The sequence below is a fragment of the Kineococcus sp. NBC_00420 genome, from assembly GCF_036021035.1.
In the GTDB taxonomy this organism is placed as follows: Bacteria; Actinomycetota; Actinomycetes; order Actinomycetales; family Kineococcaceae; genus Kineococcus.
Window position 1 is genome coordinate 188,377 of the sequence record NZ_CP107930.1, and the last position, 14,312, is coordinate 202,688.

Here is a 14,312-nt window from a genome sequence, read left to right on the forward strand (position 1 = left end):
GATGACCAGGTGGTCGGTGGGCGATGTGATCACTCGCATGTGCTCGGCCAGGGACACATCCACCTCATGCAGGTCACCGTGGAGGCGAGGGTTCCGACCGCTCACTAACGGAGCACGTCGAGGTCCTGACAGGTCCCGTCGACGACCCGTACAGCACCAGCATCGGTGATCACGCAAGCAGCCCCGCCCCCACGCACCTGCACCGTCATCACCCGCACCCGCTCACCGGTAACGGTGGAGACGGGCAGGTCCTCATCAACGGTGAACCGCAGGTGCGGCCGCGCCCCACCGAGATCACCCGACACCTCGTTCGAGACCGCCGCCCAGGACGTGTCGGTGCGGAAGTCGCCCCCGGCGCCGGCACGCTCCACCGCAGCCCGGACGCGTTCCGCTAGCCCCACCGCACCACCCGCGGCACTCACCTGCTCCGTGGCATCCACCGCGAACAGGTCATAGGGCGGCTGCGGCCGAAACGTCGACCAGACCAGTGACGCCATGGCTACCACCCCCAGCAGCGCCACCCACGACACCACCCGCCGCGGCAGCATCAACGCCACCCAGGCTGTGACCGCACCCACCAGCGCTCCCGCCGGCAGGCAAATCAGCAGCCACAACCCCAGCCAGGCGACGTCGCCGACCCACACCGTCAACGCCACCGCGAGCACCAAACCCAGCCCCGCACCCGCACCCGCATGACGGGCCACCAGCCGTCCACCCCGGGCGGAGCCGGAGACCAGGAAGGAGACGAGCACCCCGGCGTAGCTGCACCCCAGCACCACCAGCGCCCAGAACCCGGCGTCACGATCGACGCCGTCCTCACCGGTGGCCAAGGCGCCGACGGCCGCGGCAAGCACCGCCACCACGCCCGCACCCGCCAGCCGGCGCCACCACCGCGTCGCCCCGACGCCGAAGCCGTCACCGACCTTGCTGGCGCGCGAATCCGCAAGGCTCCCAGAGCCGTCCGACAGTCCGGTTGTCGTCACCACATCAGCGTCTCGCACACCACCTCGCGGTGCAGGGCTCATCACACCCTGATGGGTGTCACCTCGAACACATCCATCCGGTCATCCCGCGTTGTGCGCGGGCCTGAGCTACCGGCGACGTCCCGGACATGGGTCTCACCTGCTCTGACACGCTGCCTGCGTGAATCTCGATGACCTGGCAGACACCCGCGCCCGCCTGATGCTCGAAGGCATGGACCCGGCCGTCATCTACTTCTGGGCCGTCGCTACGTTGGAAGCAGGAGCTGACACTCCCGCGCTGCGTCGCACGGCCGCGGCCGACGTGCGCGACCAGGAAGCCCAGCGTTGCGAGTTTCACCTGGCCCTCGATGAACTCGGCGCACCCCGACTCAACGAGGAAGAAGTCGGCTGGCAGTACGCCAGGTACACCGCCCGTTCTGCTGTCATCGGCGAACTCGACGCCACCAGGGCGGCTCGACGCATCGTCTGGGGTGCGGCTGACCCCCTTGGGGCGCCCAAGCAGTTGCGGCCCTTCGTGGACGCGGTCAAAGAGGCGGGCCGGCCGGGTGCCGACGAGAACCAGATCGAGGCAATGTGCATGCGCTTGGCTCGGGAGTACCTCTAGTCCTGAGACGCGGCGATCACCTGGCCCCCGCATCCGAGGTCGCGCCAACGTCGGGGAAGTCGACGACCTCACGGTCCTCCCGCTGGCCAGGACGTCTGTAGCCGCGCAGGGCCCCGTTCTGATCAGCTGGCGGCCAGGTCCAGGCGCGTCGACAGGATCGTGTCGACCTCCGCACGCAACCGCTCGTGATCGAACTCCTCGAAACCCAGCTGATCGGCCAACCGCTCGGCCAAGCGGGCGAACAACGCCATGCTCGCCCGCAACGCCGCGGCCGTGTCGACAGCGTCGAAGCGCCCCCAGCAGTCCTCGAGGGCCTCCTACACGTCGGGGTCCATCCACTGCCGCATCCGGGTGCCCAGGTATCGGACGTCGACCCCGGCGCCGTAGCGCGCCCGGTGGTCCCACTCGATCAGCAGCAGCAACTGCTCCTTCAGGTCACGATCGCGCACCTTGGCCATCCACAGTTCCTCCCGCACCGCCGCCTTGGCGCACATCAGTGCCGCTGCGTAACCCCAGTGCAGCGCCTGCTCGAACTCGCCCGCCGACGGCAACGCCGACGTCGGGGATGTGAGAGACAGCGCCGAAGCGTGCCCGTCCTTGTCGACCAGCACCCGGAAGGGACGGTCGCGCGGGATGAAAGCGATCTGCCCGGCGGGGATGACGGTCAGATCCAGTTTGCCGCCGGCGTAGTAGACGACGCGGGAAGGAAACCAGCCCGGAGCATGCAAGCGCTCGACGACCAGGACCTCGCCGAGCTGGTCCCACCAGGAGTCGTCGGCCAACACCGGGGCGAGGTCCTCGACGTAGACCTCCAGGTCGCGATCGGACAACGGGTGCGTCTGGCCGGCGGCCGCCGAACCGGTCAGCAGCAGCGCGCGCACGTTGTCGTGAGCGTCGGCCCAGTGGGTCAAGGTGCCGATCACGGCGTCGTAGTCCACGCCGAGACGGTGTCAGAACCACCGACGCCTCGACAAGATCATCCCCCAACACCGCGACACCCGCTCTGCTCCAAGCCTTACCGCCGGTTGCGGGCACGTGGAAGTCTTCGCCCGTGACGGCCCCCGATGACCAGGCGACCGCAGCACTTCGCGGCGACGCACCGCACGACGACATGACGTTCGAGGACAAGTTCGAGGACACAGCGCTGAACGGCACATCAGCGGCGCTGTCCGGCACCGAACGGGCCGTGCTGGGTGAGGTGACCGCGGCGCAGGTGTTGACCTTCCTCAGCCGCTACACCCTCGCCCGCCTGGGCGAGCCGATCCGCTCGGTCCGCTTTCGGGCTGGGCGCATCGACGCCGTGTGGGGTGTGGAGCTGGCCGACGGGCGGCAGGTCGTCATCAAGGCCCACCGTCAGCCCGTCGACGTCCAGGCCGTGACCGCGGCCACTGCGGCCAAGTCCTTGCTGGTCGCCGCCGGCTATCCCTGCCCGCAGCCGCACTCAGGACCTGATGAGGTCGAGGGTCACGTGCTGGTTGCCGAAGCGCTGCTCAGCCAGGGCGCCACCCCTAACGGACTGGACCCGGTCATCCGCCGGCTGCTGGCGGACGGGCTCGCTCAGCACATCGACCTCCTGCGCCAGGGCGACACCCTGCCCGCCCGGGCAGGTGCGGGGCCGTCGTGGTGTCAGTACCAGCACGGGCCCTGGCCCATCCCGCACGACCCGATCGTGGACTTCACCACGTGCCCGCCGGGCTACGAGTGGCTGGACGCCTTCGCAAGGCGCGCCAGCGAGCAGGTCCTGACTTACCGCAGTCAGGACGTTGTGGTCGGCCACGCCGACTGGTACGCCGGCAACTGCGCCGTCGCTGACGGGCAGCTGGTGGGCACTTTCGACTGGGAACTGGTCGCCGACGCCGAGGCCGTCATCGCCGGGTTCACCGCCGCCGGCTACGCCTCCAGCTCCAGCAGCGGCGGCGGGCTGTCCACCCCGGAGGAGACGCTGGCCTTCCTGCAGGACTACGAACGAGCCCGCGGCGTCCGCTTCGACATGGCTGAGCAGCGCGCCGCGACCGCCGCAGCCGCATGGATCGTGGCCTTCAACGCCCGCTGGGAAACCGCGATGCGCCCAGGCCTTGACGACGGAACCACCACTGCCCTGCTACGCGCCCGCGGGGCGGACTACTTTTCGCTGAACTGGTAGCCGCCACCGGTGGCCTCGCGAATTGCAGGCTCTCGACTGCCAGACTGACCTGGTTAGAACTTTGCGGTCATCCCGCGCGGTGGGCGGGCGCACGATCATCCTGCGGAAGGCGTGCGCTCAGATCGGTCGCCTTCGGAGCCAACCAGGTCGTGGTGATCAGGAGTCAGAACGGGTTGAGGAAGTCCAGCAGGTCTCCTGCTGCACGCAGCCCCCGACGCACCCGACCCTTACGTGCGGGCGCCCCATTCGTCTGCAGCGCCTCCGTCGCCGGTGCTCGATTCCGCTCGACATCACCAGCTACCAGATGAGCAGCAACAGGGTCCCCGTCCTGCAGAAGCGTCACCAGGGCCCGGGCCGCCCGTAGCCGGTCATCACGATCCAGCGACCGCGAGGCCACCAGGGGTACCAGCCGCTGCACCGCCTTCTCCACGCGTGACCCCACCAGTGCACTCATCCCGACAGCGTGACGGGTTGACGCCAGGGCGGACACCGGACATGGCGAGTTGAGGGCGGTAGCGACAGAGATCACTGTCACGCTTTCGGTGCTCAGCGCATAGACAGGTTGTGGTGACTAACGAGCCGACAGACGACGAGCTTCTCGCTCAGTCGTTGCTGCGCCCGCACGCCTTCGGCGACCTCTACCAACGACACGCAGCCGCGGTGTTCGACTTCATCGCCCGCCGCGCCGGCTCCGCCGCGGCCGACGACCTCCTCGGTGACGTCTTCGTCGCCGCGCTGGAAGCCCGCGTCCGCTATCGCCCCCACAAGAGCGGCTCGGCTCTGCCCTGGCTGTACGGCATCAGCGCCAACCTCGTCCGCGAGCATCTACGCCGCAGGCGACCCAACGCCCTCATCGACACCGACGTCGGCGTCGACTGGCACGCCGTCGACGACCGGATCGACGCCCACGCTCAACGCGACCAACTCCGTCGAGCGCTGACTGCGCTGAGCGCCGCCGAGCGCGAAGCCTTCCTGCTCACCGCCTGGGAGGGCCTGAGCACCACCGAAGCCGCCCAGGCCCTCGACACCACCGCGGCCGTCGTCCGCACCCGCCTGAGCCGAGCCCGCCAACGAGCCCGCGCCGTCCTGGCGACCGCCTCGGCCACCTCAGCCTGAAAGGAGCTCCCATGCCCACGCCCTTCGACCTCGATGCCTTGGCCCAGCAGGCCGGGCAGACCAGCGCACCGACCCGCGAGCAGCTCGAGCCCGGCCGTCGCCAGCTGCAGCAAGCGATCGAGCAGGCCGACACCCGTGTCCTGGCGCTGCGCCGCCACCACCGCCAGTCCAAGCGCCGGCCCACGCGGCGGTGGACCATCACCGCCTTGGCTGGTGCCGCGGCAGCCGCCGCCGTGGCGTTGGTGCTGCCCGTCGCCAGTGCCCCGCCGGCCTCGGCCGAGCAGGTCCTCCTCGTGACTGCCCAGGCCGCCGGTCAGCAACCAGACCAGGCCGCCGGAGCGGCGTACTGGCACGTCCACTCCGAACAGGACTACCCCGCCACCAAGCCCCTGCAACGAGAGATCTGGCAGTCGCGCAACGGTGAGTCCGTCCTGCGCGATGAGACCTTGGTTTCCGGTGCACTGGACGGTGAGCCGGTCGACCCTGCCGAGGTCGTCACCACCAGTCTCGATGGACCCGCGGTCTTTGGGGTGGGGGGCCGCAGCCTGTCCTGGGCGGACCTCGACGCCCTACCCACCGACCCTCAAGCTCTCGGAACCCTGCTGCGTGCAGCGGTCAAGGACCACCCGGCCGGAGAGGACCACGAGCTGTTCGTGACGGTCACCGACCTGCTGACCGAAAGTCCGGCGTCACCGGCGCTGCGTCGGGCGCTGTGGGAGGTCGCCGCACGCGTGCCCGGTGCTGAGGTCCTCGGACCCATGACCGATGCGGCCGGTCGAACTGGCACCGCCATCGAGCGCGACGAGCTGGACCAGAACCGCTACCGCTACGTCTACATCCTCGATCCCACCACCGGCGAGCTGCTGGAGACGCGCAACGTCGACAGGGACGGAGTCGTCGTCTACCGCATGACCGAACTCGCCCAGGAGCCCGCTTCCACGGCGCCGCTGTCCGTCCCTCCTGGATGCGGACCCGGTTCGGTACCCGAACACAGCTGCTGACACCGGGCGAGCCGGCTGGGGGCGGTGCGATCAAGGAGGGGAGTCGCACCGCCCGCCCGCACTGCGCGACGTCACGGTCATCCCGCGGTGCGCGCGAAGCGCACGGTGATCCCGCGGTGCGCGGGCGCACCCGTCGTGCCGCGAGGCTCATCCGGCCGGGGCGTCCCGGAGACCAGTCTGTTCAGGACGGGCCCGCCAAGTCTCGGCACGCGATCATGGAGGGCATCGCTAGCGTGCCGATGGTGACTGACTCGCTACCCGGTGGACGCTTCTCCGGCCCCGCCAAGGAGGGCCAGACCGTCGTGCGCAAGAGCAGCGGCCCCAACGCCGCGGCCCTGCTGCAACACCTCGAACGCAGCAGCTTCGACCTTGCACCCCGGTTCATCTCCACCGCCAACGGCCTCGACACCTTGAGCTACCTGCCCGGGACCGCGGGGCTGACCCCCTTCACCGACGACGTCCGCTCCGAGGAAGCGTTGACTTCGGTCGCCACAGCCATCCGGCGCCTGCACGACCACACCCAAGGCTTTCAGCCCCCTGCCCCAACGGACTGGCGCGTCATGGACGTGGCCCTGCCCGTCGAGGTCGACTGCATCGGTCACCACGACCTGTCCCCCTGGAACCTTCTCTTCAGAGGACGCCAGGTGGTCGGGATCATCGATTGGGACACCATCGCCCCCTCCAACCGCATGTGGGACCTGGCTTTCGCCGCCTACCAGCTCGTCCCCCTCTACCCGCCGGCCTGGTTGGACGTGTTCGGCTGGCCGGCCGAGCCCGACCGCAGGCGGCGTCTGCACCTACTCGCCAACACCTACGGCCTGGGCGCACAGCCAGCGGAGCTGATCGACCTGGCCCTGGTCCGGTTGGCGAGCCTGGCCGCTCACATGGAGACGCAGATCCGTCGCGGCGACCCGGCCTACGCCGTCATGCGCGATGAGGACCACGCCGGTGGATTGCGGGCCTCGGTCGCCTGGCTCAGTCAGAACCGGAAGGCCCTGACGTAGGCGGGGCAACCGCGCGGTCATCCCGCGTTGTGCGCGGTCCTGAGCTGCCGGCCACGTCGCGGTCATGGCGAGAAGCGGACGAGGCGGAAACCCGTGATTCGCGGTCAGGGGACGCCCTCGAAGACGATGATCTGATCATGAGCACCAGAGGCGTCGTCCGCGACTGGCACGACGAAGAAGGCTGGGGTGTCATCGACAGCTCTGAGACGCCGGGCGGCTGTTGGGTCCACTACTCCGCTGCCATGACCACCCAGGAGGGGCTCCGGCCCGGCCAGGACGTTGCCTTTACCTACGAGCAGGGCGAGCAGGACGGGTACCACTACCGCGCTCAACGCGCCTGGCCCTGGGGCCAGGACCCGGCTCAACGGCCCGGGACCATGGTGTTTAACGACCGCAGCGGAGCCTTCACCAGCAGCCTCACCCTGACCTACGACGACCCGGCAGCCGCTGAAGCCGCAGGAGCCCCGCAGGCAGGGACAACGCACTGGCCGCCAGCAGCGACGCCGGTCCTGGGCACGGTGACCGTTACCGTCTTCGAGAGGGCACCAGGACGCAACGAAGTCCGCATCGACACCCGCGGCATGCTGAACGAGCAGCTGATGGACGCAGCCATGGCCGAACTGCAGCAGGTGCGCCAGCAGCTACCCGACTGAACCGGTCTCTGGCCTCACCCATCAGACGGTGAACAGCAACTTCACGGTCATCCCGCGCTTCACACACGTCCAGCTCCTGACGAGGACAGGAACCTCAGGCCGGTCGCAACCACACGTCGACGAGCAGTAGGTCATCCGGAACCGCTCGCAGACGCTCCGCCACCTCGGACGTCATGCGCGTGAACCACGCTTGACCTACGGTCCGGTCGCTGACCCTGGACTCACCGAAAGCAAACATCAGGCCTTCGCCGACTTCCTCACTCACGAGGTAGTCCATAGCTGCCTCCAGCGTTGAATCCCGCGGGAGTGCTGCGGAGCGCTCATCAGCTGGGCATTTGGCCTCAGCGCCCGCGGCATCAGATCGCACCGGAGTCAGCGACCCCAACACGCGAGGGCTGGGCGCCGCCTCGACGGTGTGCACCTTGATACCAACACCAGCCCACACCCCACGGACCGAGGCGATGCTGGTGACCGCAGGCTGCACACCCGGTGGGAACTGCACCGGTACGCCTCGACCGCACGGTAGGCCAGGTTGTGGACCGTCCTCATCGCCCAGCGGGGCCAGGTGCAGTGCACCCTCCACCTCGATGACTTGACCATCGACGTCCACGGTGTCACCGTCGCGCAAGACCAAGTCCTGGAGATTGACCATCTCAGCAGTGGAGCATCGGGTGCGCTGCACCATCAAGCCCCGGATCCACGACTTCACGGTCATCCCGCGTTGTGCGTGCTCGCTGGCGGCCGGCTACGCCCGCATATGGCGAAGATCGAGCACGACCCGGCGGTGAAGCGTCACGGCTTCTCCGCCGTCTTCACGTGGGGCACGACTCCCGGATGAAGTCGCTGAGGTCAGCGTAGTGGGCGGCCTCAGCCTCAGCAGGTGGACGGTAATCCAACCGGGAGTGCAGCCGGGCGTTGTTCCACCACTCCACCCAGGTAGCCGTGGCGTACTCCACATCGGAGAGAATCTTCAACGGCCCAGCGTGGAAGGGGCCGGGACGGATGCACTCGGTCTTGTAGAGGCCGATGACCGTCTCCATCAGGGCGTTGTCGTAGGCGTCACCGACCGAACCAATCGACGCCGCGAAACCCTCGATAGCGAGGTGCTCGGTCAGCCTCAAACTCTTGTACTGCGACCCGGCATCGGAATGCACAATCAGTCCCGGCGCCGCTGGTGTTCCTTCGTGTTCCCGTCCCCAGGTCGCCATCCGCAGGCAGGTCAGGACCAGCTCGGTGTGCTTGCTGGTCATCGCGTGCCAGCCCACGATCCGCTGAGCGAACACGTCGACGATGAAGGCGACGTAGACGAACCCCGCCCAGGTCCGGACGTACGTGAAGTCCGCCACCCAGACAACGTTCGGGGCCGGGGCGCTGAACTTCCGGTTCAGCAGGTCCCCGGCCCGCACCCCGTCCTTGCCGGGAACAGTGGTGCGGACCTTCTTCGCCCGCCGGGCCCCGTTCATGCCTTCCGCGCGCATCAACCGGTCCACGGTGCAGTGCGCCACCGCCACGCCCGCCCGACGCAGATAGGCGACCATCTTGCGGCGCCCGTACAGCGACTCCGGCTGGCCGTTCGTGGCTTGTAGCGCATTGATGACGTGAGCATCGGAGATGGTCCTGGCTGAGGGCGCGGCGCCGTTCTTCCAGGCTCGATAGGTTCTCGCGGCGACCTGACACCCCTGCTCGCTGAGCACGGCACAGATCGACTCGACCGCGAAATCCCTCTCCCTCATCTGATCGATGAACTGCACGATCAACGCTGGCGCGGGTCGAGCTCCCGCGCGAAGAAAATCGAGGCGGAACGCAAGATTTCGTTGGCCTCACGCAGGCGCTTGTTCTCCGCCTTCAGCGCCTTGATCTCCTCCACCTCGGCGCTGCTGAGACCGGGCTTGGCGCCGGCATCGACCTGGGCTTGGTCGACCCAGCGCTGCAGGCTGGCGCGGGAGACGCCGAGGCGTTCGCTGATGGCTACGCACGCTGCGCGCAGGGAGGGGTAGTCGCCTTGGTGGTCCAGGACCATCCGTACCGCTCGGTCTTTGATCTCGGCGGGGTACTGCTTGGGCATGATCGTCATCCTGACTCATCAGGAAGCGGCATCAAAGCCGTGACGCTTCACAGAGTCGTCAGCGCGGCTTGAGCACGAGAGGCCACCCGGGCTTGCGGGGCAGCCACTCCACCAGCGCCCAGGTTTGGGCCGGAGCCTTTCGGTGTGCTCATGTAACCAGCATGCCTGCACGTCCCACCGCGGCACGAACGGGGCGCGAGTCTGCGGCCTGCAGACTTCATGGTCATCTCGCGGTGCGGCCCGAAGACGACTCACCACTGACCAGGTGAGGTGCTCACCGCCACGACGATTGACCCGCGCTCACCGACGAGGGTCTGGAACTGAGCAACGACCTCGCCATCCTCGCTACTCACCGACAGCACGTGCTGAGCCCCCAACTGAAGCTCCTTCAGATCCTTCACCCGGAGGTCACCGGCTCCACCGGCCTCCTCAATCCGCTGACGTAGGACCTGCATCTGCTCAGCAGGAATGGCGTAGTCCGGCATCAACCGCTGGCACAGACCGCGTCTGTCCTCACGCTGAATCGCGGTGAGCACCCCGGCCACCGCGTCCTCGGGATCGCCAACGCCTACCCCGCAGGGCCGCGTCACGCGGTAGGCGTGGAGACCGCCCATCACCAAGGCCACCAAGACGCAGACGACGACGATCGCCCGCACCGGCCGGAACATCCGGTGCTCGGTGATCGGGTGGCTCATCGCTCGAGCATGCCGGGCTGGTGCCCGGCCGGGGTCATTTTCACCGCTTCTGCTTCCAGCGCGCACAGCAAGAACGTCCGGTCATCCCGCGCTCAGTGCGCGATCGTGGCTGGTCCCGAACGTCCTGACATGACGATGTCCGCGCGGTGTCCCGACGGTAATCGCGGTGGACCGACAGGACGGGTCAGTGATCGCGGCGGCGGTCCCGGTAGGTGGCCATCTTGGTGCGCGCCCCGCAGATGTCCATGGCGCACCACGTACTGCCCCGGTTGCGGGAGGAGTCGTAGAACACCCACTGACACACGTCGCGGCGGCAAGCCTTCAACCGGGTCAGCTGTCCCGGCTCCGCGCGGATCAACACAGCGGCGATGTGCGTCAGCCCAGCCCGGACCGGCGCATCCATCCAGGGTGCCGTCTTCACTGCGCCTTCAGGGACCGTCAACCGCACCGGCAACTGAGCCAGGGCCGTCTCCAGGCGACTCGCTCCCTCGCCATCGTCTCCATCGGCCAGGTCGGTGGGGTCAGTCGGGTCGGTGGGGTCAGCCGGGGCGGTGTGCGCACTGTCGTGGTGGGTCAGGAACAGCCAGCGCAGTCCTTCACGCAGGTCCACGGCGAGGGTGAGGTCATCGTCGTTGGCCTGCTCGCGCTCGTCGAGCAGGTCGTAGCTGGCCAACCACTGCACGAGGTCAGCGGGAGTCTGCAAAGCATCGGCCCCGGCCTCGCGGTCGGCGGTGTTGCAGAAGACCTGCGCCAGACGCAGCGGCGCCGGCGCCGGCGCCCGCCCTCCCGGCTCGGCGTAGCCACTGTCTGCAGGCACGTCCCCGTTACCGGTCATCGTCCATCACCGGTAACGTGCCGGAGGGCGATGATTCCCTGGCCCGAGGAGACCCTGTGCAGACACCTGAACGAGCACCCCGAGCGGCGTCACCCCGCACAGACCCCGGCGGACCCGGCGCCGGCCTCCCGCCCCTGGCCCTGGCCCTGGCCCTGGTCCTGGCTCTGCCGTCCCCCTCGAGCACGTTCACCCCTGCAGTCTGGCTCGCCCCCTGGGCGTGCCCGCCACCTACGGTCGAGGTGGCGACGTCGTGAGCGACCTGGCGAGCACACCCACCCGTGCGCGGGTACGCGACCCCAGCTGGGCACTGCTGCGCATCGAGCGCAGCTTTGCCCACTACTGGCTGGGTCAGTCCGCAGCTAGCGCCGGCGCCCAGGTCACCACCGTCGCCATCCCGCTGATCAGTGCCATCGCCCTGCACGCCGGACCCGCAGCGATCAGCTTCGTCGCCACCGCCGGGACCCTGCCCTACCTGCTCTTCTCCCTACTCACCGGACACCTGCTGCACGGGCGAGACCAGAAGCGCTCCATGGTCACCACCGATCTGCTCCAAGCGTTCCTGCTGACCCAGATTCCCCTGGCCTGGGTCGGGGGCTGGCTCAGCGTCCCCCTGCTGGCCGCGATCACCTTCGCCAGCGGCTGCTGCGCCCTGGTCTTCGGCTTGTCCGCCTTCGCCTACGTCCCTGCCCTGGTCGAGGACGACTCCCTGGCCGCCGCCAACCGCGCCGTCCAAGGCAGCCGAACGGTCACCGAGATCAGCGGCCCGGGCCTAGCCGGTCTGCTCATCTCTGCCGCCGGAGCCCCGATCGCCCTCATCGTCACCGCCGTGGGTCACCTCGCCTCCGCCGCCGGGGTCGCCACCAGCCACCCCCGGGCACGCAGCACCGTGCCCGGCGCCGGCAGCCCCACCGACACCGATGGACGGCCCTCGGTGCTGACGGGGCTACGCCTCCTCTTCACCCACCCCCACCTGCGGGCCCTGACCATCCACGCCGCGACCTACAACGCCGCCGAGCAGATCCTGGTTCTCAACCTCATCCTCTGGGCCGTACGCCAGCAGCACGTCACCCCTGGCGCCTACGGCCTCGCCCTGGCCGCCGCGGGGGTCGGCGGACTGCTCGGCACCCTGACCGCGCTACGCCTAGCTGAGCGGTGCGGACTGGGACGCGCCTTCACCCTCTCGCTGCTGCTGTCCTGCCTGGTTCCGGTGCTGCTGCCCGCATGGGCGCTCACCGGCTGGGCCCTGGCCGCGGTCATCGCCGCGGTGATGCTGGTGCGCGGCATCGGGGAAGGCAACGCCAACGTCTACTCCCTCACCATGCGCCAACAACTCATCCCCCGAGACGAGCTCACCCGCTCCGCCGGGGCCTACACCCAGGTCATGTACGGCTCGATCCCCCTGGGTGCCCTGGCCGCCGGTGTCGTCGGGGAGACTCTCGGCGCCCGCACCGGCGTCCTGATCGGCGCGATCGGCCTGATCGTCTCCGCAGTCCCGATGCTCACCCCGACGTTCCTGCGACTACGCGAGGCCACAGGCGCATCGACCCCACCCATCGACAGCGATACGGGCAACAACACATGAGCAGTCCCCCGCCGCCGCGATCCGCCGAGGCCATAGGACGACTGGCAGACCTCGTCATCGACTGCCCCGACGCAAGGCTCCTGGCCCAGTTCTGGCAGACCGTCCTGGGCCGCGACATCGACGACGACGAAGACGGGTGGATCACCCTGGGCCCGGGTCCTGACGGTCACCGGTTGTCCTTTCAGCAGGTGGCCGACTACATCGCCCCGACCTGGCCCTCTCAGCACCACCCGCAGCAGATGCACCTCGACGTCCTGGTCGAAGATCTCCCCACCGCTCACGCACAAGTCCTTGCCCTCGGAGCCCAAGCCCGTGGGGACGTCATGAGCCCTGGGCCGAAGGAGTGGCGTGTCTACGCCGACCCCGCAGGGCATCCGTTCTGCCTGGTCACCGGCGTCTGAGGCAGTGGCACGACTTCACGGTCATCCCGCCGGCCGCGATGGCGCTCAGCTAGGGGCGACACCACGGACGCTGCTACCCGAGACGGCGAAGGCTCATTCCTGCAACAGTCGCGACGTGACCAGCTATGGGAGACGCCTCCGGGGACACTCTCGGGAGCACATGCTCCCTTCATCGTCCCGGGGCGCACGATGACGCTGGATCAGCTGCGCTCTCGCCTGGCCACATACCTCTCCCGGCCCGGTAGCGGAAACCTCGGCGCCTCACCCGGGCCCCTGCAAGGGGTCAGCGGAGGATGGGCCAGCAGCCTGTACACCTTCGACCTGCGCCGAGGCGAGCACAGCGCTACACCCGCGGTGCGCCTGGTGCTCAAGACGTATGCACCGGACGACGACGGACGCGTCCACGCCGCGCGGGAGTGGCGAGCCCTGGAACAGCTGCGCACCGTGGACTACCCAGTGCCCCGCGGAGTGCTGCTCGAGTTCGACACCGCCCACCTTGGGCGCCCGTTCGTCGTGATGGAGCACGTTGCGGGCGTGACCTTGTGGCAGGCCCACGAGGCCGCCGACCCGAGCACGCAGGCTCAGCTGGTCAGCGCGTTCGCGACTCAGCTGGCGGCGCTGCACGCCCTCGATCCCCGCCTGCTGGAACCAACCGCTACCGATCAGGGCGCGTACGACCACATCGACCGCGAACTCACGCAGCTGCATCACGACAGCGACAGCCTGCCGCGGGCCGGGCTGTCCGACGTGCTGCGGTGGCTGCACGACCGCCGTCATCTGGTGCCCTGCCGGCGCTCAGTCGTCCTGCACCGCGACTACCACCCGTGGAACGTGCTCGTGGACGGCTCCGGACGGCCTACGGTGCTGGACTGGGACTGGCGGATCGGCGATCCCCGCTTCGATCTGGCTTGGACATCAACGTTGATGCAGCGCAGCGGCTTCGACGCCTTCGCCCGGGCCGTGCGCGGGGAGTACGCGGTCACCGCCGCTATGGGTGATCCGTTGGAGGGGTTCGCGTACTTCGAGGTGCTGACGACGGTGCGTTGGCTCCTGAACGTGCTGCCCTCGATCGGGCCGACTTCCCGGTTGAACGCCGCGACCAGAGCTGAATTCAGCGCCTTCCTCGTTAGACCGGTACGCGAGGCGAGAGAACTCCTGCGCGCTCGTGCCGAGATCGACGTCGAGGTTCAGGTCCAGACCTAACTACAAGCGCGGAGCCGGCAGGACCGT

The 14,312-nt window shown here is 68.7% G+C and carries 17 protein-coding genes; 9 read left to right on the forward strand and 8 right to left on the reverse strand.

The window, feature by feature from the left end; all coding sequences use genetic code 11:
- Positions 1–104: 104 nt before the first annotated feature.
- Positions 105–983: a hypothetical protein gene (locus OG218_RS00980; RefSeq protein ID WP_328291339.1), complete on the reverse strand. Its 879-nt coding sequence runs from the start codon at positions 981–983 to the stop codon at positions 105–107.
- Between the two features lie 160 nt (positions 984–1,143).
- On the opposite strand from OG218_RS00980, the gene OG218_RS00985 reads away from it, so the two are divergent.
- Positions 1,144–1,587, forward strand: a complete 444-nt coding sequence (locus tag OG218_RS00985; RefSeq protein ID WP_328291340.1) for a hypothetical protein — start codon at positions 1,144–1,146, stop codon at positions 1,585–1,587.
- A gap of 122 nt (positions 1,588–1,709) precedes the next feature.
- Here the strand turns inward: OG218_RS00985 and OG218_RS00990 are convergent, their stop codons facing one another.
- Complete coding sequence (locus OG218_RS00990) at positions 1,710–1,838, reverse strand: hypothetical protein (protein WP_328291341.1); 129 nt, start codon at positions 1,836–1,838, stop codon at positions 1,710–1,712.
- A 66-nt stretch (positions 1,839–1,904) separates the two neighbouring features.
- On the reverse strand, positions 1,905–2,525 hold the full coding sequence (locus tag OG218_RS00995) for an aminoglycoside 6-adenylyltransferase (protein ID WP_328291342.1): 621 nt from the start codon (positions 2,523–2,525) through the stop codon (positions 1,905–1,907).
- Between the two features lie 113 nt (positions 2,526–2,638).
- Here OG218_RS00995 and OG218_RS01000 point away from each other — a divergent pair, with 113 nt between their 5' ends.
- Entirely contained in the window at positions 2,639–3,730 is a 1,092-nt protein-coding gene (locus OG218_RS01000; RefSeq protein ID WP_328291343.1) for a hypothetical protein, read from the forward strand.
- 163 nt (positions 3,731–3,893) lie between these two features.
- Here OG218_RS01000 and OG218_RS01005 read toward each other — a convergent pair whose 3' ends face one another.
- Positions 3,894–4,184, reverse strand: coding sequence for a hypothetical protein (locus OG218_RS01005; RefSeq protein ID WP_328291344.1), 291 nt, complete (start codon positions 4,182–4,184; stop codon positions 3,894–3,896).
- 113 nt (positions 4,185–4,297) lie between these two features.
- Between OG218_RS01005 and OG218_RS01010 the strand changes: the two genes are divergently transcribed.
- The 4 genes from OG218_RS01010 (at position 4,298) to OG218_RS01025 (ending at position 7,504) form a co-directional block, all read left to right on the forward strand.
- Positions 4,298–4,846 (forward strand): RNA polymerase sigma factor, encoded by a 549-nt coding sequence (locus OG218_RS01010; protein WP_328291345.1) that lies wholly within the window; start codon positions 4,298–4,300, stop codon positions 4,844–4,846.
- 11 nt (positions 4,847–4,857) lie between these two features.
- Entirely contained in the window at positions 4,858–5,847 is a 990-nt protein-coding gene (locus OG218_RS01015; RefSeq protein ID WP_328291346.1) for a CU044_5270 family protein, read from the forward strand.
- Positions 5,848–6,089: 242 nt separating this feature from the next.
- Positions 6,090–6,851 (forward strand): phosphotransferase, encoded by a 762-nt coding sequence (locus OG218_RS01020; RefSeq protein WP_328291347.1) that lies wholly within the window; start codon positions 6,090–6,092, stop codon positions 6,849–6,851.
- Between the two features lie 137 nt (positions 6,852–6,988).
- A complete protein-coding gene (locus OG218_RS01025) occupies positions 6,989–7,504 on the forward strand; it encodes a cold-shock protein (RefSeq protein WP_328291348.1) in 516 nt (171 codons plus the stop codon).
- A gap of 94 nt (positions 7,505–7,598) precedes the next feature.
- On the opposite strand, the gene OG218_RS01030 is transcribed toward OG218_RS01025, so the two are convergent.
- The 4 genes from OG218_RS01030 to OG218_RS01045 form a co-directional block, all read right to left on the reverse strand.
- The gene (locus OG218_RS01030; RefSeq protein ID WP_328291349.1) at positions 7,599–8,213 is read right to left on the reverse strand and encodes a hypothetical protein; all 615 of its coding nucleotides are present in this window, start codon (positions 8,211–8,213) and stop codon (positions 7,599–7,601) included.
- Positions 8,214–8,316: 103 nt separating this feature from the next.
- A protein-coding gene (locus OG218_RS01035; protein WP_328291350.1) for an IS3 family transposase occupies positions 8,317–9,569 on the reverse strand; the annotation gives its coding sequence in 2 pieces (ribosomal slippage) (positions 8,317–9,296 and positions 9,296–9,569; 1,254 coding nt in all).
- Between the two features lie 251 nt (positions 9,570–9,820).
- Entirely contained in the window at positions 9,821–10,264 is a 444-nt protein-coding gene (locus OG218_RS01040; protein WP_328291351.1) for a hypothetical protein, read from the reverse strand.
- 184 nt (positions 10,265–10,448) lie between these two features.
- A complete protein-coding gene (locus tag OG218_RS01045) occupies positions 10,449–11,081 on the reverse strand; it encodes a CGNR zinc finger domain-containing protein (protein ID WP_328291352.1) in 633 nt (210 codons plus the stop codon).
- A gap of 268 nt (positions 11,082–11,349) precedes the next feature.
- On the opposite strand from OG218_RS01045, the gene OG218_RS01050 reads away from it, so the two are divergent.
- The 3 genes from OG218_RS01050 (at position 11,350) to OG218_RS01060 (ending at position 14,285) form a co-directional block, all read left to right on the forward strand.
- On the forward strand, positions 11,350–12,681 hold the full coding sequence (locus OG218_RS01050; RefSeq protein WP_328291353.1) for an MFS transporter: 1,332 nt from the start codon (positions 11,350–11,352) through the stop codon (positions 12,679–12,681).
- Positions 12,678–13,082 (forward strand): VOC family protein, encoded by a 405-nt coding sequence (locus OG218_RS01055; RefSeq protein ID WP_328291354.1) that lies wholly within the window; start codon positions 12,678–12,680, stop codon positions 13,080–13,082. The genes OG218_RS01050 and OG218_RS01055 overlap by 4 nt, the downstream gene beginning before the upstream one ends.
- Positions 13,083–13,271: 189 nt before the next feature.
- Positions 13,272–14,285: a phosphotransferase family protein gene (locus OG218_RS01060; RefSeq protein ID WP_328291355.1), complete on the forward strand. Its 1,014-nt coding sequence runs from the start codon at positions 13,272–13,274 to the stop codon at positions 14,283–14,285.
- Positions 14,286–14,312 lie beyond the last annotated feature (27 nt).